The sequence below is a fragment of the Streptomyces rectiviolaceus genome, assembly GCF_039533825.1.
Lineage (GTDB): Bacteria > Actinomycetota > Actinomycetes > Streptomycetales > Streptomycetaceae > Streptomyces > Streptomyces rectiviolaceus.
In genome coordinates this window covers 71,299-89,723 of sequence record NZ_BAAAUG010000043.1, presented here as the reverse complement: position 1 = coordinate 89,723, position 18,425 = coordinate 71,299, and the positions used below count along the sequence as shown (strand labels likewise).

The window sequence follows — 18,425 nt, the reverse complement described above, 5'->3', positions numbered from 1 at the left end:
CCCGGCGCCGTCGCCCGGCGCGTGGCGGAGGCGGTGCTCCGCCATCCGCAGGCCGGGGTGCGGCCCGTGGGCATCGTGGGCGGGGCGCCCGCCGAGCGCAGGGAGGCGGAGGGGGCCGAACTGCCGGTGCTCTCCACCATGGAGGAGCTGCGCCGCGCGGTAATCCAGAACGCCGTACGCACCGTCCTGGTCGTCGGGCCGACGCCGGGCCCTGAGCAGATCGGGTGGCTGCGCACGCTGAGCGGCTCGGGCTGTGACGTATGGGCGGTCGACGCGACGCAGCCGCCGGGCTATGACGCGCCGGGGCGGCAGGCGAGATCCGGGCGGCTCGCGGGGTTCCCGTGCCGCTCGCTCGTGCCCGCGAGGCGCCGGCACTTCAGCGTCAGCAAGCGCGCCCTCGACCTCGTGACCTCGGGGATCCTGCTGCTGCTCATCAGCCCCGTGCTCCTCGCGTGCGCCGCCGTCCTGCGGGCCACCGGCGGCCCCGGGGTGATCTTCCGTCAGGAGCGCATCGGCAAGGACGGGCGGCCGTTCACCCTGCTGAAGTTCCGCACGCACCGCCCCGCCGACCCGCACGAGGCCGCGACCCGGTGGACCGTCGCGGGCGAACAGCACATGAGCCCGTTCTGCCAGTTCCTGCGCCGTTCGTCGCTCGACGAGCTTCCACAGCTGTGGAACGTCTTCCTCGGCGACATGAGCCTGGTCGGACCGCGCCCCGAACGCCCTTATTTCGTCGGCAAGTTCAGCCAGACCTACCCCGGATACGCGGAGCGCCACCGCATGCCGACCGGCATCACCGGGCTCGCCCAGATCCAGGGCCTTCGGGGCGACACCTCGATCGAGGACCGGTGCCGGTTCGACAACGCCTACATCGACAGCTGGTCGTTCTGGCAGGACCTCTGCATCCTGCTGCGCACCGCCGCCTCTCTCGTACGTCCGACGGGGAGCTGACCCGGGTGAACGGTGCCTCGATCACGCTCTTCCCGTCCGGCTCACCGGCCGCCGCGATCTCGTCGGCGCTGCGGGGCGCCGGACCCGTGCTGCCCGTCATGGCCCTGGTCGCCCTGCTCGCGCTGCCCGTGGCGCCGAGCGACGGCGGCTCAGGCGGTTCAGGCGGCTCCGGGGGCGGCACGATCGCCGACGCCGTCTCCGCCCTGGTGGTGCTCTGGTGCGTGGCCCGTACCGTGCGCGGGGCGCGGCGGCCTCTGACGCGGACCGCCGCCATCCTCCTCGGACTTCCGGTGATCGGCATCGCGGTCGCGGCGGTCGGCGCGAGCACCGCGTCCGCCGGGTCGACCGGCCTGGTGCGTTACCTGCAGATCTTCGTCCTCGTACCGGCCGCCGTCCTGATGCTCGTGCGCGACCGCCGCGACTTCCGTCTGGTGGCTTGGTCGCTCATCGCGCTCGCCCTGTTCCAGGGCTCGATCGGCGCCTATCAGTACGTCACGGGGACGGGCGCCTCTTACATGGGGTCGGACGTCAGGGCTGTGGGGACCTTCGGCGCGACGGACGTCATGGGCATGTCGACCGTGGTGTCGTACGGAGTGGTGTGCGCGGTAGCTCTCGCGCTCGGCCCGGCATCCCCGAAGCAGCGTCAGATGGCGCTGGTGTGCGCGCTGCTCCTGATGGTTCCGCTCGCGCTCTCCTTCAGCCGCGGCGCCTGGATCGCCACCGTCGTGGCGTGCGGTGCGCAGCTGGGGCTCGCGGGGGTGCGGTTGGCGCTGCGGTCCCTCGCGGTGGTGGCCGCCGCGGCTGTGGTCCTCGTGGGCGGGTTCGGCATCGGCACGCAGCTGCTGCAGGAGCGGATCACCAGCATCACGCAGGTGACCGACGCCCCCGACCAGTCGGTCACCGACCGGTACACGATGTGGGCCGCCGCGGTGGACATGTGGCGTGCCGAGCCGGTGTCGGGCGTCGGGCTCAAGGCCTTCCCCGACCACCGCGACAGCCACGCCTCGCTGGCGCTCTCGTCGGCAAGTGACACCGCGGGCGCGGGCGCCGAGTTCAGCCGTCAGCCGCTGCTCTCCCCGCACAACATGTATCTGCTCGTCCTCAGCGAGCAGGGGCTGCTCGGCCTGTGCACGCTGGTGGGCAGCTGGGCGGCCTTCCTGCTGCTCGGCCTGCGGCGGGTCGCCCGGGTGCGCGGGGGCGCGGGGGCCGACTGCGCGCTCGTCGCGTGCGGACTCCTTGTCTGGCAGTTGGTGGACTTCGCGTACGCCGACATCGGCGGGCCATCGACGGTGCTCATGGCCGTGGTCCTCGGGCTCGTGGCCTGGTGGGCGCTGTCCGACCGTGCCCTTGCGGCGCCGGTGCCGGGGGAGGTCCCGCGATGACCTCCACGACCCACTCCGTGGACGCGGGACCGGCCGGCAAGGTGCCCGCGCCGGCCACCGAGGCCGGGCCCGTCAAGGGCTCCGATCCCTCCAACGGCTTTCTCGCCAAGGCCGCTCTGGTCACCGCGGTCCTCACGGTGGCCGGATCGGTGCTCGGGCTCGTGCGTGACCAGGCGCTTGCCCACTTCTTCGGGGCGGGCTCCGAGACCGACGCCTTCCTCGTCGCGTGGACCGTCCCCGAGGTGGCCACCACGCTGCTCATCGAGGACGGCCTCGCGTTCGCCCTCGTACCCGCCTTCAGCATGGCGCTCGCCCGCCGCGGCCAGGGCGGCGCGCGGCGCGACCCGGTCCGCGCTCTCGTGGCCGCCTCGCTGCCCCGCCTGATGCTGGCCTCCGGGGTCGTCGCGCTGATCCTGATGGCAGGGGCGCCGGTCCTGGTGGACGTTCTCGCGCCGGGTCTGCCCGACCCGCGCCTCGCCGTGGACTGCACACTCCTTACGGCCACCTGCGTCTTCACGTTCGGCCTCGCCGGTTACTGCAGCGCGGCGCTGCGCGCCCACCGCCGGTTCGTGGCCCCCGCGGCCATCTATGTCTTCTACAACATCGGCATCATCACCGCGGTCTTCGTACTCGCCCCCCGCTACGGCGTCCGGGCGGCAGCCCTGGGCGTCGCGGTCGGCGGCGTACTCATGGTGCTCGTCCAGGCCCCCTCGCTCTGGCGGCAGCTCACCCGCGACACGGCGGACGCCCCGAACGAGAGCGCGGCGGGCCCCTCGGCCCCGGCGCTGATGGGCAGCACCGTCGTCGCCACCGTGCTCCTTTTCGCGCTGTGCCGGCAGTCGCAGGTGCTCATCGAGCGCTTCCTGGCGTCCTCGCTGCCCTCGGGGGCCATCTCGCACCTCAACTACGCCCAGAAAGTGGCGCAGGTGCCGATGATCCTCTCCCTGATGCTGTGCACGGTCACGCTCCCCGTCGTCGCGCGCGCCCTGGCCGATGGCGACGTCAAACGCGCCAGGTCGCGCGTCGAGCGGGACCTGGGCCTGGCCGGGTGCGTGGTGCTCCTCGGCACCGCCGTGGTGATCGCCTGCGCGCCGCAGCTCATCCAACTCATGTTCCAGCGGGGCGCGTTCACCGCCGCCGACACCGTCGCGACGGCGGCCGTGATGCGCGTGTACGCCTTGGGGCTCCTGGGCCACACGCTGGTGGGGGCCCTCGTCCGCTCCTACTTCTCCGGCGGCCGTGCCACGTGGTACCCGCTGGGCGCGATGGCGGTCGGGGTCACCGCGACGGCCGGGATCGGCAGCTGGGCGGTGGACCTGTGGGGCGTACGCGGCATCGCGCTCGCCAACGCGGCGGGGATCAGCGTCACGGCCTTCGTGCTGCTGTGCGGGATGGGTCCGCGCAATGTGCCGATCCGGGTCCGCCGGGTGGTGGGCGAACTGCTCAAGCCGGTGGCCGCGATGGTGTGCGCCACCGGCCTCGGCGGCGCCTTCGCGAGCCGCGTCGAATCGCCGGTCCTCGCCTTCGCCGTCGGCTCCTCCGTCGTCGTCGCCGTCTTCGTCCTGGTGCTCGGGGCCCTGAAGGCCCAGGCCTTCGAGCCCGTACTCCGCTCCGTCACATCCGCCACACGAAAGCTCACGCATGTCCGTTGACACAGCATTCGGTGAGACCTCCCGTTCCCGGCGCATGCGGCACTGGCTGCCCGAAGCGCCGATGTGGGTGGCGATGTACCACTCCGTGGACAACTGCGCCGACCGCGCGGACGACCCCTACAAGATCACCGTCACGCCCGAACGCCTCGCCGCCCAGCTGCGCTGGCTGCGCCGCCAGGGCCTGCGCGGGGTGAGCATGACCCGGCTCCTCACGGCGCGCGCCCGCGGTGCGGGGCGCGGCCTGGTCGGCCTCACCTTCGACGACGGGTACGCCGACTTCGTCGACCACGCCCTGCCGCTCCTGCACCGCTACGACTTCGACGCCACCGTCTTCGTGCTCCCGGGCCGCCTCGCGGGCGACAACGCGTGGGATCCGCTGGGTCCGCGCAAACCGCTGCTCGGCGCGGAGGGCATCCGGCGCGCCGCCGCAGAGGGGATGGAGGTCGCCTCGCACGGCCTGACCCACGTCGACCTCACCGGGGCGGACGACCGGCTGCTGTGGCAGGAGACCAGCGGCAGCCGGGTCGCGCTCTCCGACCTCATCGGCCGTGAGGTGGAGGGCTTCTGCTATCCGTACGGCGCCGTCGACCGGCGGGTCGCCGAGACCGTACGAGCGGCCGGCTACCGCTACGCGTGCGCGATCTCCCCGGGCCCGCTGACCGGGGTGCACGCCCTGCCGCGCGTCCACATCGGGCAGGAGGACACCGCCCTGCGGCTCCAGCTGAAGCTGCGGCTGAGCCGGCTGCGCCGCCGTGCGGTCCGCGAACCGGCGGTGACCGAATGAGGGCCCTGCACATCATCACCGGTCTCGGGGTGGGCGGCGCGGAGCAGCAACTACGCCTTCTCCTGCGCCACTTGCCCGCCAGCTGCGACGTCGTGACCCTCACCAACCCCGGCCCGGTCGCCGAAGGGCTGACGGCCGACGGAGTGCGCGTCATCCACCTGGGCATGTCCGGCAACCGTGACGTGGGCGCCGTGCCCCGCCTCGCGAAGGTCATCCGCGGTGGTGGATACGACCTCGTGCACACCCACCTGTTCCGCGCCTGCCTGTACGGGCGTATCGCGGCCCGTCTGGCGGGGACGCGCGCCGTCGTGGCCACCGAACACTCCCTAGGCGACTCCCAGATGGAGGGGCGGCCGCTGACCGCGGGCGTCCGCGCGCTGTACCTGACCGGTGAGCGCCTGGGGCGGGCCACGGTCGCGGTGTCCCCGTCCGTGGCCGAGCGGCTCAGCCGGTGGGGGGTGCCCCGGCAGCGTATCCACGTCGTTCCGAACGGCATCGACGTGGAGCGGTTCCGCTTCGACCCGCGCGCCCGCGTCGACGTCCGCCGCCAATTGGGGCTTCCCGACGAGGCGTTCGTCGTCGGGGGAGTGGGGCGGCTGGCCCCGGGCAAGCGCTTCGACGTCCTGCTGCACGCCCTGGCCGCGCTGCCCCGGGACGCGCACCTGCTGCTGGTCGGCGGCGGCCCCGACGAGGCCGGGCTGCGCGCGGCTGCGACTCAACTGGGCGTTGCCGAACGGGTGGTGTTCGCGGGGGAGCGGCCTCATCTGTCCACGGAGACGGCCGACCTGCCGGCGCTCCTGGCCGCCATGGACGTCCTCGCGTCGCCGTCGCCAGAGGAGGCCTTCGGCCTTGCCGTCGTGGAGGGGCTCGCCGCCGGTCTGCCGGTGCTCTACGTCCGGTGCCCTGCCGTCGAGGACCTCCCGCAGGACGCGGCCACCGGCGCCGAGCGCGTCACGGGCGACCCGGATTCCTTCGCGCGGGCGCTGCTGCGGGTCCGGTCGGCGGGGCCGCGGCGGCGCCTCGCGCTTCAGGCCGCCGAGCACTACAGCATCACCCGCAGCGCAGCACAGCTGATGCACGTCTACGAGGCAGCTGCCTCCGGCTCGACCCCGAGAGTGAGTTCCTGATGACCGATACCCTCAGCAGGCGGCACCGCCCGGCCGGTCACCCGGCCCCGATGCTTGCCCGCGTGAAGCGACTGCCCGCGTGGTGGCTCCTGCCGGCGGGCGCCGTGCTCGGCGCCCTGACCGGCGGCGTGTACGGCGCGGTGAAGACACCCCAGTACACCGCGACGAGTTATGTGATCGCGGTCCCGGAGAAGGGCTCCGACCCGACCGCCGCGCTGGGCTTCGCCACGGCGTACGGCCGGGTCGCCACGCAGGTCGCGGTGCTCGGCGACGCCCAGGTGGAGTCGGGGGTCTCGCCGCAGACGCTGCGCGAGAGCGTGCAGGCGGCCACCTCGCCCGACGCCCCGATGATCTCCATCGCGGCGACCGCGGCCAAGCCCGGCAAGGCGGCCGACATCGCCAACGCGGTGTCGCGCTCCCTGACCAACAACGCCAACCACACCAAGGACAGCACGCGGGTGCGCCTCCTGCAGCTCTCGCGCGCGGTCAAGCCCCAGGCCCCCGCGTCGGCGGCGCCTCCCATGACCGCCCTGGTGGGCGGCTGCGCGGGCGGCCTGCTCGGCGGGCTCACCCTGCTCGTGCGCCCCCGGCGCGGCGAGGATGCCGCACCGGCCTCGGTGCCGGGCCCCGCCCAGTCCGCCGATATCGACCGGGACAGGTGATGGGGGTGGCCGACAGCGCACTGACCGTCGAACTCTGCACGGACGAGGCGGAGTTCGGGAGCCTGGCGGCGGCATGGGCCAGGCTGCACCGCAGGTGCGGGACGGCCACGCCGTTCCAGAGCCACGCGTGGCTGCACTCGTGGTGGCTCTCCTACGGCAGCCGCGGGCGGCTCCGCGTGGTCCTCGTGCGCAGGGACGGCGACCTCGTCGCGGCGGCGCCGCTGATGCGCGCGTACCTGCCGCTCCCGGCGCTCGTGCCGCTGGGCGGGGCGATCTCCGACTTCACCGACGTGCTGCTCGACGACGCGTTCGCCGACGAGGCCGCCGACGCCCTGGCCGACGGCCTGTCGAAACTGGCCCGCGGCGCTCTGATCGACTTCCGCGAGGTCCGGTCAGGGGCGGCGGTGGAGCGCATCTACGAACGCTGGCGCGGACCCCGGCTGCGCCTCGTGGACTCGGTCTGCCTGGAGCTGCCCGCGGCCTCGATGGAGGAGCTGCTCGGGCGTCTTCCCGCACCGCGGGCTCAGCGGGCGCGCGCCAAGATCCGGAAGCTGGACGCGCTGGGCGTCGAGCGGCGGATCGTACGCCACGACGAGGTGGACGCCTCGGTGCGCACGCTTCTGCGCCTGCACCAACTCCAGTGGCAGGGACGGAAGGTGACGTCCGAGCACCTCCAGCCGCGGTTCTCCGAGCACCTGATCAGGTCGGTGGGGCTCATGGTCAGGGCGGGCGACGCGGTGGTCACCGAGTTCCGGCTCGACGACGCCGTGGTGGCCGCCGATCTGACCCTGCTCTCGCCCCACCTGGTCGGCGGCTATCTCTACGGGGCGCATCCACAGCTGCGGGAGCGGAAGGTGGACGTGGCGACGATGCTCCTGAACGCCTGCACGGAGCACGCCGAGGGCGACCGGAGCCGTGTCCTCAGCCTCCTGCGCGGCAACGAACCGTACAAGCACCACTGGCGCCCGGAGGCGGTCACCAACCACCGGCTGCTGCTCGCCCGCCGGCGCACCGCCCCCGTGCTGCGGGCCGCCGCGTGGGACGCGGCCGCCCGCAGCCGGGGCAAGGAGTTCCTGCGGAAGCGCAGGGAACGCCGGGAACACCAGGAACGCCAGGAACGGTCCTGACGCTCTCTTCTAGGGCCGCTTGTACCAGTCGAGGCGCATGCACAGCTTGCCGCCGAGCCAGTGCTCGACCCAGTCGCCGAGGTTCAGCGGGGAACAGTTCGGCGGTGTCGTGGGCCGTGTCGGCTCCGGGGCGGTCGGCCCGGTGTCCGTACGGCCGAAGAGCAGGGACCGGTAGGCCTTGGACGACTTGGGATTGTCGTCGCACTGCCACACGCCGTGCGGACAGTAATCGGTGACGGTGTTGTACAGCGGTTTGTGCTCGTCCATCCAGGCGAGCATTTTCCGCATGTATGCGTCGTTGTCGCCGTTGCGGAAGAGCCCCCATTCCGGATAGGAGATCTCCTTGCCGTGGGCCTTCGCGAATTCCACGTGCTTCTTCAGGCCGTACGGCTCGCTGACCTGCTCGGCGAATTCGGTACCCGTCGGCTGGTCGTACGAGTCCATGCCCACGATGTCCACGACGTCGTCACCGGGATAACACTGCGTCCAGGGAATGGCGTCCCGGCCCCTGTTCGGCGCGAAGTCGAACTTGAACTTCTGGCCCGGCACCGAACGCATCGTCGTGACGATGCGTTTCCAGTACTTCTTCCAGGCCTCAGGGTCGGGACCACAACGATGGGTGTACGTGGTGCCGTTCATCTCCCAGCCGAGCACCACGACGGTGTCCGGCACCTTGAGCTTCACGAGCCGTTCGGCGAGGGCGCGGTAATGCTCGTCGAAATCGCCCGCGGCGCCCCGGCGGAGCAGCGAACGGACCTCCCAGTCGCCGACGCGGTCCTCGTTGCGCTCCATCATGGGGACGTTGAGCACGAAGAGCCGGTCGTCCTTCTCGCGCCGCCACTCGGCCCAGCTCTCGAGGAAGTTCGGCGCCCCCTCGATATTGCTCCACCGGTCGCCCGGCAGGTAGGTGTGCCCCACGCGCAGCTCGGCGCCGCCCAGCCATTTGCTGAGCTCGGCCATGCGCTCCACGCCCTGGGGCCCGTAGGTGAGGTAGGCGCCGAAGGCGGGGTTCTTGGCGGCGGGTACGGCAGGTACGGCAGGTACGGCGGGGGCAGCAGGGACAGCCGGGACGGATGGGACGGCCGGTGTGTCCGGAGTGATCGGGGTCGCCGGGGTGGCCGCGGAAGGGGACGGGACAGGCGCCGCCGTCGGCAGCCCGGGCAGCCGGACCGGTGGATCGGGATCCTGCCCGGCTCCCCACGCGTAGCCCGGTCCGACGGCGAGCGCTGCCGATACGACGATTCCGGTGGCAACGAATGCCATCCGTCTACTGGTGGTCCGGCGTCTCTGCAAAGCCATGGCCGCTCCTCATGCTGCCCTCCATCTACTGACACTCAGTCATATGTATTTCTATTGCGCCAATCGAGCCCCTAATCCTTTGGGCGTGCCCATCGCCCGCATGGGGGATCGAATTGAGAGGATTTGGCCGTGCTGACTCTCGACACCCGAATCCCCGCGGTTCTGCTGCGGATCGACCGGAACCCCTTTCATCACGGCACGCTCGGAGCTGTTCGGTCACTGGGCCGTGCGGGAGTGGAGGTGCATGTGGCGGCCGCGGATTCCGCGGAAAGCCCGGTGCGCAGATCCCGCTATCTGCACCAGACGCACCCTCCGCCGCCGCCGGGTGCGTCACTCCAGGAAATCGCCGCCGTATTGCGCCGCATCTCCCACCGGGTGGCCCGGCCGTCCGTACTCATTCCGATGGACGATGCTGGCGCCCTCGCGATCGGGTGGCTGCAGAAAGAACTGGCCGACGCCTATCTCCTGCCGGACCAGGCGACCGGACTCGCGGAACGGGTGGCGGACAAGGCGACGCTGGCCCAGGTGTGCGCCTCGGTCGACATTCCCCAGCCGGTGACGCTCCTGCCGGAATCCCTGGCTCAAGTCAGCGCCGCGGTACGTCGGTTGGGGCTCCCCGTGGTGGCGAAGTGGAGCCGCCCCTGGCTGCTCCCCGCCGGGACGGATCTGCGCAGCACGGTCCTGGTGCGGTCGGCGGGTCAGGCCCAGGAGCTCTACCGGCGGAGCGAGGAGGCGGGCAGCCGCCTCCTGCTGCAGGCCTTCCTGCCGGACGGCCCCGGCCGCGACTGGTTCGTCCACGGATACGTCGACCGGGCGGGAGCCGTGCGCGGCGGCGGCTCCGGCCGCAAGCACCGCTCCTGGCCGCGCGGGGCGGGCCTGACGGCGGTGGGCGAGTGGACGCCGGACCCGGGGCTGCGGGCCTGCGCGGAGAGACTCGTCGGCACGCTGGGCTACCGGGGCATCTTCGACCTCGACTTCCGGGTGGACTCCGCGACGGGCGAGCACTGCCTGCTCGACTTCAACCCGCGGCCCGGCGCCCAGTTCCGTCTGTTCGCCGACGGCGCCGACCTGGACGTGGTGCGCGCCCAGCACCTGGACATGACGCACCGCCCGCTGCCGGCCGCCGCCGTTCTCTCGGGCCGCTCGTTCGTCGTGGAGAACTACTCCCCGCTGACCGCGCTGCGCGTCCTGATGACGGCGGGGCCCGCCTCCACCGCCGCACACCGCCGCGAGCTGGCCTGGCACGCCCAGGACGACATGGCTCCCGCGCTCGCCATGTGGGTGCTGTGGTGCCGGCACGTGACGCGGCGGCTGTTCGGCCGGCTGAGGCGGGCGGTACGTCCCACCGGGCCGCCGGGGGAGGAGGTGCGGGTGCGGATGGTGCGCCAGGCGGGGGCGCCTGACGGCTCCGGCCGCGCCGACGACGCCCGTATCGACGACGAGAGAGCGAGCAGTTGCTGATGTATGACCTGTTGGTTGTCGGAGCCGGCCCCTACGGCCTCTCCATCGCGTCACACGCCGCCGATGCCGGACTCGACGTACGCGTCTTCGGCAGGCCCATGGCGTCCTGGCGCGACCACATGCCCCGGGGCATGTTCCTGAAGTCGGAGCCCTGGGCGTCGAACCTCTCCGACCCCCGGCGCCGCTACGGCCTGGCCGAGTACTGCGCACGCAACGGGATGCGGGCGCGGCACGGCGAGCCGATCTCCGTGGCGACGTTCGCCTCGTACGGCCTGTGGTTCGCGCAGCACGCCGTACCGGACGTCGACGAACGCATGGTGGCGTCGGTCGGCGCATGTCCCGGGGGGTTCGAGGTGGTCACGGAGGACGGTCAGACCATCCGCGGCCGCACGGTGGCCCTGGCCGTCGGAGTGATCCCCTTCGTCGAGATCCCCTCGGCCCTGCACGGGCTCGGCAAGGACCACGTCTCGCACAGCAGCCACCACCGGGACCTGGGCCGCTTCCGCGACAAGGACGTCACGGTGATCGGCGGGGGCCAGGCCGCCCTGGAGACCGCGGCGCTCCTCGCCGAGCAGGGCACGCGCGTACGAGTCCTGGCCCGGTCGCACCAGCTGAACTGGAACAGCGTGCCCCCGGCGTGGAAGCGCCCGTGGCGTGAGTCCGCCCGCGCTCCGCACAGCGGCCTCGGCTGCGGATGGCGCAACTGGTTCTACGCCGAGGTCCCGGGCGGCTTCCGGCGGCTCCCCGAGGCCACCCGCGCCCGCATCTCGGCGACGGCGCTCGGCCCCGCGGGTGCCTGGTGGGTGCGCGACCGGGTCGAGTCACGCGTCGAGGTGCTGCTCGGCCACGAGGTCGCCACGGCTTCGGTGGCGCGGGGCCGGGTGCGTCTTCAGGCCGTGGGCAACGCGAGCGGCGGCCCGGAGTTCGAGACCGACCATGTCATCGCGGCCACCGGCTTCAAGGCCACGAGCGCCCGCCTTGGCCTGCTGGCCCCCGAGCTGCGCGGCAGCCTGGCGGTGAACGCCGCCGATGAGCCCTACGCCTCCGTCGAGTTCGAGTCCTCGTACCCCGGTCTGTTCCTGGCGGGCCTGGTGACGGCGTCCAGCTTCGGCCCGGCCATGCGCTTCGTGCACGGGGCCTCTTTCACGGCGGGGAGGCTGGTGCGGGGCGTCCGGCGGAGCCTGCGGCGGGGGCCGGTGGGGCCCGCGGTCCCGGAGCCGGTCGGTGCGCCCGGCCGCCGGACACCCATGGGCGCCGTCAAGCGCTGAGCGGGAGACCCCGCTGTCGGGAACTCGATCAGGTGATGCCGTCGGCGAACGGGTGAATCGGTTCTTCGGTGGCGGCGATCAGGTGGTGGACTCTGTCGTCATGGGACGGGCCTGGTTGCCCTCCGCCAGCCGTGGGCGTCTTCGCCGTAGGTAGGCAACCCCCCTCAGCGGGCCGGCCCCCCTCCCGTTCTGGCGGGGAAGAGACCTTCGGGTGTCTCTTCCCCGCCAGCGGCTTGTCCGGGTGGACTAGCGGCCGGATGAGGCGCGCCCCCTGCGGTACAGAATCCCTCCGCCGATCAGCAGAGCGGCACTGGCCGCGGTCGCGGCCAGGAGGTCCTGGTCGCTTCCGGTCTCCGCGAGCCGGGCGGCGGTGTCCGGCGCCCGGCTCGCGGAGACGGCCGACGACACCTGCCGGTCGACCGAGGACGCGACGTGCTGCGGAGGCTGCCCGGCCTTCGCCGGCGGGACGGCTCGGTCGGCCGGCGGATCGAAGGACCGGGGAGGCCCGTCGGGCGAGTGAGGCGTCTCATGCTGCGGGGGCGTCGGCGCGGGTGCTCCGTTGGCGCAGTTGTTGCCGAAGGCCGGGTTCAGCAGGGCGACCACGTCCACGGTGTTGCCGCAGGCGTTGACCGGAACGTCGGCGGGCGCCTGCGCGTTGTTGCCCGACAGGATGCCGGGCGACTGCCTGGCCTCGCTCTCGGCCAGCGACTGGGTGCCCGCGTGCGTGCCCGGGTTCGCGTCCGAGTGCCCGCCCGAGTGCCCGCCCGGGCGGGAGTCAGGGCGCGAGTCGGGGCGCGAGTCCGTGTCCGGGGTGTGGCCGTACCCGGGTCCGTCGTCCGTCCTGCCGGCCGCCCGCTCCTGCGTCGCCGCTCGTTCGGGAGCGCTCGCGTGCTCCTTCGAAGGAGCCCCGGAGTTCGCGCAGTTGTTGCCGAAGGTCGGGTTCAGCGCAGCGGCCGCGTCCGCGGTGTTGCCGCAGGCGTTGACCGGAACCTCCACGGGAGCCTGGACGCTGTTCCCCGACAAGACCCCGGGCGAATCCGCCGCGACCGCGTCCCCGCCCGCGGCGAACGCGTTCGAGCCGGACAGGGAGAGGATGCTGGTCGCGGCCGCGGTCGCGAGCATCCCTTTACCAATGACCTGTCGCAATGTGGTTGTCTTTCTCTGAGCAGTGGAAAAGCCGGCCTTGGAGTCGAAGCGACAGTCCAAGGCCGGCCATGGGTCAGCCTGGTGGCTGGGTGCTATCAGGTGTTGGCGCAGGTGTTGCCGAACGCCGGGTTCAGCAGGGCGATCACGTTCACGCTGTTGCCGCACACGTTGACGGGAACGTGGACCGGGACCTGGATGACGTTGCCGGAGAGAACGCCCGGGGACCCGACGGCCGCACCCTCGGCGCCGGCGTCGGCGAACGCGGGAGCCGCCATGCTCATGGCCATCACGACACCAGCGATGATCGTTGCGCTCTTCTTGTGCTTCACAGATGTTCCCTTCTCTGTGGTCATGCCGATCTGGCAGTCGAAACCGAGCGAGCGCCTCACGTACGCCTCGCACCATGACCCGCAGTAAGCAAACGAGTTGACGGTCCGGAAGAAACCGCCGGTTTCAACCAATCGGGAAATTCACCCGAATTACCGCATTGAAAAATGAAGAAGCCCGGGCTGTCGAAACCTGAAGCAGGCAGGCAGCCCGAGCGATCCTCACGCCGGCAGATCAGCCGTTGAGCTCTCCGTTCCCGGACAGGACCGGGATGTCGTTCAGGATGTGCGACAGCGGCTCGTCGCCCTTGGCCTGCGTGGAGTTCTCGGTGCACTGCTGGTTCTGCGGCGCCGACAGGATCGGGATGTCCTGGACTCCGACGTTCACGAGCGCGACGAGCGACTGGAGGTTCGCCTTGACCGGGAGACCGATACAGGGCTTGTTCAGCGAACCCTGGACGAGGGAGAGCTGGGGGCTCATGTTGCCGTGCGTCGAGGAGTTGCCGTACGCCTGCTCGCTGCCGTTACCGCTCAGGGAGGTGGTGCCGTGGTCGTCACCGATGGCCAGCGCCGACGGGGCCGCGGCAGCGGACATGCCGACGACGGAAACGGCAACCGCCGCCGTGGCCATAGCCTTCTTCATCATTTTGTGTGTTCCTTTTCTGGCAGAAGCTCGAGTCACTGCGCGCTGCCCAACCGGTTCGCAGGAGTTTGAGTTTCGGGGCTTCACTCGGTTGGGGCCCGCACCCGCCCCGTATTGGGCCAATGGAGTGAATCGGAGCAACTAAGGGCGGTGCGTGGAGTTAATCAGCACGCTCCGGCGAACGGGGTTTCTCCAGAAGGGAATTACTTGTGATCAAGAAGGGTATGGCTGCAGCCGCGGTTGCCGTCTCCGTCGTCGGCATGTCGGCCGCCGCAGCTCCGTCGGCGATGGCCATCGGCGACGACCACGGCACCACGTCGCTCAGCGGCAACGGCGCCCAGCAGGCGTACGGCAACTCCGCCACGTACGGAAACATGAGCCCGCAGATGGCGCTCATCCAGGGCTCGCTGAACAAGCCCTGCATCGGTCTCCCGGTCAAGGCGAACCTCCAGTCGCTCGTCGCGCTCGTGAACGTCGGAGTCCAGGACATCCCGATCCTGTCGGCCCCGCAGAACCAGCAGTGCACCGAGAACTCCACGCAGGCCAAGGGCGACGAGCCGCTGTCGCACATCCTGTCCGACATCCCGGTCCTGTCCGGGAACGGGAAGGGCAACAGCTGATCCCCCACGCATTGCACAGCGGGCCGCCGTTCACCGGCGGCCCGCTGCCGCGTTCCACACCCTCCGCGCGCTCAGCCCCGGGGCCAGTGGTCGCGCGACATGAGAGCTCTCCATTCCCGGTCCGGGCGGCCCGGAACGGTTTTGCCCTGCCGTTCCCAGGAAGCCTGCAGCGACGTGAAGATGGGGTCATCGACGCGGCTTTCCGGAGAATTCCTGCTCACCGGGATGAGGCCCTGCCGCTTCCATTGATGCCTGAAGTCAGCCATGTTCCCTCGCCATCGACGGGCGTGTGTCGAGCCATCTGTTCCAGGTGTGGAATCCGGGGAAACCGAACAGCTTAGGGCGAACGAGTTGTTGTTCCTGCGTGCCGCGAACTCCCACGCCCCGTAGTGCCGTCGAGCGGTTTACCGTTTCTTCGTCCCGGTTCCCCCGCAGCGGAGTTCAGCTTGCGTACTCACCTCTACTCACCGGCCGGATCCCGGCGTACGCGAAGGCTGCGTCTCGCCATTCCGGGGCTTCTTCTGGTCGCCGCCGCAGTGGGAATGGGAAATGCCACGGCGCTGCCGCTCCCTGTGCAACGCGTCGATGTCTTCGGCGACATGAAGAATCGACCGAACGAGGGAAGCGGTACGAATATCCTCCTGATGGGAACGGACGGCCGCGACACCATCACGCGCCAGGAGAAGCGCGACTTTCGCGCGGGCGGAGTCGCCTGCGACTGCACCGACACGCTCATGCTGGTGCACGTCTCCGAGGCGCAGGACCGCGTCAGCGTCGTCAGCCTCCCCAGGGACTCCTACGCCGACATCCCGGCGCACCGCGACAAGACCACGGGACGAGCACGCCCGGCGCGCCCGGGGAAGATCAACGGCGCCTACGCGCAAGGCGGTCCCGCGCTGTCGGTGCGGACGGTCGAGGGGATGACCGACGTTCGCGTCGACCGGTATCTGCAACTCGACTTCCGGCGTTTCATCGACAGCGTCGACACGGTCGGCGGCGTGCGGGTCTGCACGCCCCGCCCTCTCAAGGACAAGACGACGAAGCTCGACCTCGCGCCCGGCAGCCATCTGCTCAACGGCGGCCGGTCCTTGCAGTACGTCCGCTCCCGGCACGTGGACACCAGCGCCGACTTCGGGCGGATCCAGCGCCAGCAGCGCTTCCTCGTCGCCGCGCTGCGCGGCCTACGTACCCAGAACGTCCTGGCCGACCCGGGAAGGGCGGCACGGCTCGGCGGGTTGCTGGCCGGCGCGGCGCGGGTCGACCGGGGGTTCAGCACCGAGCAGATCCTGACGCTCGCGACGCGGCTCGGCAGCCTCCCGGCGTCGTCCATGGAGTTCACCACGGTGCCGGTCAGCGGCTTCAGCAAGACGCTGAACGGCTCTCTCCAGTGGGACAGGGCCAAGGCCCGCGAGGTCTTCACGGCTCTCAAGCAGGACAGACCCCTGACGCACCCCGACTCGGGGGCCAGGCTGAGCGATCCACCGCGGTTCGGCAGCCCGGCGACCGTACGCGGGGACACCCTGGATTGCGGTTGACGGCCGTCCGATTACTAGGCCAGGCGGGTCGAAGGTCGCAACCATCGCCGTGTCAGGCAGTTGATCATCACGCGGCTCTGCCAAGGGAGCCCGCTCTTGAAGGGAATCAAAATGAAGAAGCTGTGGGCATCCGCGGCCGTTGCCGCCTCTGTCGCCGGAATCTCGGCGGGAATGGCCCCCCAGGCCATGGCGATCGGTGACGACCAGGGCACGACGTCCCTGAGCGGCAACGGGTCCGAGACGGCGTTCGGCAACTCCGCGACCAAGGGCAACCAGAGCCCCCAGCTCACGCTCGTCCAGGGCACGCTGAACAAGCCCTGCATCGGCCTCCCGGTCAAGGCGAACATCCAGTCGATCCTGGCGCTCGTGAACGTCGGAGTCCAGGACATCCCGATCCTGTCGGCCCCGCAGAACCAGCAGTGCACCGAGAACTCGACGCAAGCCAAGGGCGACGAGCCGCTGTCGCACATCCTGTCCGACATCCCGGTCCTGTCCGGCAACGGCGCCGGCAACGGCTGACCTTGCCCCTGGGGCCGGCCGTCGTCGTGCCGGCCGGCCCCTTCGGCTTCCCCCGTGTCGCCTCCACCGTGTGGGGGCGACACGCCGGGGGTAGGGGCTCGGCGTGATGGAACTCGCCGAGATGATCGCGCAGTTACGTGCCACCGCGGGGTCTTGAGGCGGCGCGGGTCGCCGAAGTGCTGGTGGAGAGGGCGGGCCCGCAGCCCGGGCGGCGTGGGTCCGGCTACCGCGTGGGGGACAGGTCCGTGCTGACCGCCGCACATGTGGTCACCGGAGCGGTGACGTCCGTGCGGGTGCGCTTCGACGCCGATCTGCCGGGGGAGTGGAGCGCGGACGTACGCGTCGTGCTGCTCGCCGAGGCCGCGGACGTCGCGCTCCTGGAGATCATGACGACACCACCCGGTGCCGGGGGCATCGAGAGGCCTCGCTACGCGGCCGTGCCCGAGAGCGATGTGGTGCTTCCCGTCAGCGCGATGGGCTTTCCCCGTTTCAAGCTGCGGGACGACAGCATGCGCCTTCTCGATGACGGTGCTCCCAGTCAGTACCGGGACTCCTGCCATGCCTCGGGGACCGTCTCCGTCCTGTCCAACCGCCGCGAGGGCACACTCGAACTGGCCGTTCTCGCGCCGCGCGCGGACCCCGAGGAAGGGCGTTCCCCCTGGGAGGGGATGTCCGGCGCGGTGGTCTGGTCCGGCGGTGCCGTGATCGGTGTGATCAGCGCCCACCACCGCTCGGACGGTCTGGGGCGGCTCGCGGCCAGCAGGGTGGAGCACTGGTACGACGTGCTGTCCTGCGCCGAGTTGGCGCGCCTGGGCCGGGACGCGGGTCTTCCCGAGCGCGGAGGGCTAGGTTCCGCGGGAGACCCGGAGGGTTCGGCGGCCCCCGCGAGCCTGGCCGCTCTCCCCTCTGACCTGCCGTTGCGTGAACTCATGGGGCTCGTGGACGCCTTGGTGCAGATTCCGGTCCTGAGTGACGCGAACGGCCTGGGTCTCGTACTCGCCAGCATCGACGCGGAGATCGCCGCGAACCGGCCGAGGGACTCCCGGCTCAGGATGGACATCTACGGCATCGTGCGCACCTGTCTGCGCTATCGGGGCACACTCGATCAGCTCCTGGAGACGGTTCGACTTCTGGAGGGGCAGTCGACGGAAGTGGCCCAAGTCGACCGCGAAGCCGCTCAACTGGCCAAGCGATACTGCTGACTTGATGTCGGGCACGGCTCGGACGCGGGGTTTCGCAGCGTGCCGTGCTGGGTCATCATGAAGGGGAAAGGGACTGAGCATGCACGGAATCACGGGAGGGGACTTGGCAGCCGTGGAGCAATCGATGCCTGCCGTCGAGTCCGATCTCGTAGATCTCTCGGGGGTTTCTCTTGAAGCGCTGCTTTCCATGGACGGCAGCGCCATCGCGGGGTCGCTTGAACCCCTGCTGCGGCACATCGACGACGCCCGCGCCGTCACGATGTCGTACAGCCCCTCCCGCTTCGACTGACGGGCCGTGGGGCGTCCATGGCGGATAGCCGCACGGCGGACGAAGGCCTGACGTTCCATCGGCTTTCGGCGCCCAGCGTCCTCGCGCTCGCGCGGGGCGAGGGCGGCAGAGCGGCCGTGGAGGAGCTCCTCACCGCCGAGCGCAGCCGCCGCCTGCTGCTCCTGCGGGCCCTCGCCGACGGCCTGAGCGGCGGCGACCCGCCGCAGCCCGCGGGGACGGAACCCATGTCGCAGGGGGCGGCCCTGGCTCTGCTCGGACGCACCCAACGGCACGCGCCCCAGGCGTTCGAGGACATCCTGATGTGCCCGCACACCGGCATGTGGCTGTCGGTCGCCCTGCGCAGGATGCGGGGCGCGACGGCCTACGAGGACGCGCCCCTGTGGGTGGTCGTGGGGCACCTGTCGGCGCTGGCCGCCCCGGTGGAGGCCGCCC

At 71.2% G+C, this 18,425-nt stretch carries 18 protein-coding genes and 1 pseudogene; 15 read left to right on the top strand and 4 right to left on the bottom strand.

The window, feature by feature from the left end; all coding sequences use genetic code 11:
• The 7 genes from ABD378_RS15575 to ABD378_RS15545 all read left to right on the top strand — a co-directional run.
• On the top strand, window positions 1-951 hold a 951-nt coding region (locus ABD378_RS15575; protein ID WP_344521481.1), incomplete at its 5' end, for a sugar transferase.
• 98 nt (window positions 952-1,049) lie between these two features.
• Window positions 1,050-2,333, top strand: a complete 1,284-nt coding sequence (locus ABD378_RS15570) for an O-antigen ligase family protein (protein WP_344521490.1) — start codon at window positions 1,050-1,052, stop codon at window positions 2,331-2,333.
• A complete protein-coding gene (gene murJ / locus ABD378_RS15565) occupies window positions 2,330-3,985 on the top strand; it encodes a murein biosynthesis integral membrane protein MurJ (RefSeq protein WP_344521480.1) in 1,656 nt (551 codons plus the stop codon). The genes ABD378_RS15570 and murJ overlap by 4 nt, the downstream gene beginning before the upstream one ends.
• A 34-nt stretch (window positions 3,986-4,019) precedes the next feature.
• Window positions 4,020-4,769 carry a polysaccharide deacetylase family protein gene (locus tag ABD378_RS15560; RefSeq protein ID WP_344521489.1) on the top strand — a complete coding sequence of 250 codons (750 nt, stop codon included), beginning with the start codon at window positions 4,020-4,022 and terminating at the stop codon, window positions 4,767-4,769.
• Window positions 4,766-5,896 (top strand): glycosyltransferase, encoded by a 1,131-nt coding sequence (locus tag ABD378_RS15555; protein ID WP_344521479.1) that lies wholly within the window; start codon window positions 4,766-4,768, stop codon window positions 5,894-5,896. The genes ABD378_RS15560 and ABD378_RS15555 overlap by 4 nt, the downstream gene beginning before the upstream one ends.
• Window positions 5,896-6,558: a YveK family protein gene (locus ABD378_RS15550; RefSeq protein ID WP_344521478.1), complete on the top strand. Its 663-nt coding sequence runs from the start codon at window positions 5,896-5,898 to the stop codon at window positions 6,556-6,558. Before ABD378_RS15555 ends, ABD378_RS15550 begins: the two co-directional genes overlap by 1 nt.
• A complete protein-coding gene (locus tag ABD378_RS15545) occupies window positions 6,558-7,685 on the top strand; it encodes a GNAT family N-acetyltransferase (RefSeq protein WP_425583847.1) in 1,128 nt (375 codons plus the stop codon). The genes ABD378_RS15550 and ABD378_RS15545 overlap by 1 nt, the downstream gene beginning before the upstream one ends.
• Before the next feature lie 9 nt (window positions 7,686-7,694).
• Here ABD378_RS15545 and ABD378_RS15540 read toward each other — a convergent pair whose 3' ends face one another.
• Window positions 7,695-8,984 (bottom strand): glycoside hydrolase family 26 protein, encoded by a 1,290-nt coding sequence (locus ABD378_RS15540; protein ID WP_344521476.1) that lies wholly within the window; start codon window positions 8,982-8,984, stop codon window positions 7,695-7,697.
• A gap of 129 nt (window positions 8,985-9,113) precedes the next feature.
• On the opposite strand from ABD378_RS15540, the gene ABD378_RS15535 reads away from it, so the two are divergent.
• Together ABD378_RS15535 and ABD378_RS15530 are read left to right on the top strand one after the other, a co-directional pair.
• Complete coding sequence (locus tag ABD378_RS15535; protein WP_344521475.1) at window positions 9,114-10,445, top strand: carboxylate--amine ligase; 1,332 nt, start codon at window positions 9,114-9,116, stop codon at window positions 10,443-10,445.
• Window positions 10,445-11,713, top strand: a complete 1,269-nt coding sequence (locus ABD378_RS15530; protein WP_344521474.1) for an FAD-dependent oxidoreductase — start codon at window positions 10,445-10,447, stop codon at window positions 11,711-11,713. The genes ABD378_RS15535 and ABD378_RS15530 overlap by 1 nt, the downstream gene beginning before the upstream one ends.
• A gap of 246 nt (window positions 11,714-11,959) precedes the next feature.
• Here ABD378_RS15530 and ABD378_RS15525 read toward each other — a convergent pair whose 3' ends face one another.
• The 3 genes from ABD378_RS15525 to ABD378_RS15515 all read right to left on the bottom strand — a co-directional run bounded on the left by ABD378_RS15525 (window position 11,960) and on the right by ABD378_RS15515 (window position 13,831).
• On the bottom strand, window positions 11,960-12,835 hold the full coding sequence (locus ABD378_RS15525; protein WP_344521473.1) for a chaplin family protein: 876 nt from the start codon (window positions 12,833-12,835) through the stop codon (window positions 11,960-11,962).
• 119 nt (window positions 12,836-12,954) lie between these two features.
• Window positions 12,955-13,212, bottom strand: a complete 258-nt coding sequence (locus ABD378_RS15520; protein ID WP_344521472.1) for a chaplin — start codon at window positions 13,210-13,212, stop codon at window positions 12,955-12,957.
• Window positions 13,213-13,420: 208 nt separating this feature from the next.
• On the bottom strand, window positions 13,421-13,831 hold the full coding sequence (locus tag ABD378_RS15515; RefSeq protein ID WP_344521471.1) for a rodlin: 411 nt from the start codon (window positions 13,829-13,831) through the stop codon (window positions 13,421-13,423).
• 206 nt (window positions 13,832-14,037) lie between these two features.
• On the opposite strand from ABD378_RS15515, the gene ABD378_RS15510 reads away from it, so the two are divergent.
• The 6 genes and pseudogenes from ABD378_RS15510 to ABD378_RS15485 form a co-directional block, all read left to right on the top strand.
• Window positions 14,038-14,448, top strand: a complete 411-nt coding sequence (locus ABD378_RS15510; RefSeq protein WP_344521470.1) for a rodlin — start codon at window positions 14,038-14,040, stop codon at window positions 14,446-14,448.
• Window positions 14,449-15,092: 644 nt separating this feature from the next.
• A complete protein-coding gene (locus ABD378_RS15505) occupies window positions 15,093-15,983 on the top strand; it encodes an LCP family protein (RefSeq protein ID WP_344521469.1) in 891 nt (296 codons plus the stop codon).
• A gap of 111 nt (window positions 15,984-16,094) precedes the next feature.
• On the top strand, window positions 16,095-16,502 hold the full coding sequence (locus ABD378_RS15500; protein ID WP_344521488.1) for a rodlin: 408 nt from the start codon (window positions 16,095-16,097) through the stop codon (window positions 16,500-16,502).
• Between the two features lie 137 nt (window positions 16,503-16,639).
• Complete coding sequence (locus ABD378_RS15495; protein WP_344521468.1) at window positions 16,640-17,704, top strand: effector-associated domain 2-containing protein; 1,065 nt, start codon at window positions 16,640-16,642, stop codon at window positions 17,702-17,704.
• Between the two features lie 124 nt (window positions 17,705-17,828).
• Complete coding sequence (locus tag ABD378_RS15490) at window positions 17,829-17,993, top strand: hypothetical protein (RefSeq protein ID WP_344521467.1); 165 nt, start codon at window positions 17,829-17,831, stop codon at window positions 17,991-17,993.
• 17 nt (window positions 17,994-18,010) lie between these two features.
• A pseudogene (locus ABD378_RS15485) lies at window positions 18,011-18,425 on the top strand (hypothetical protein); the annotation flags it as partial.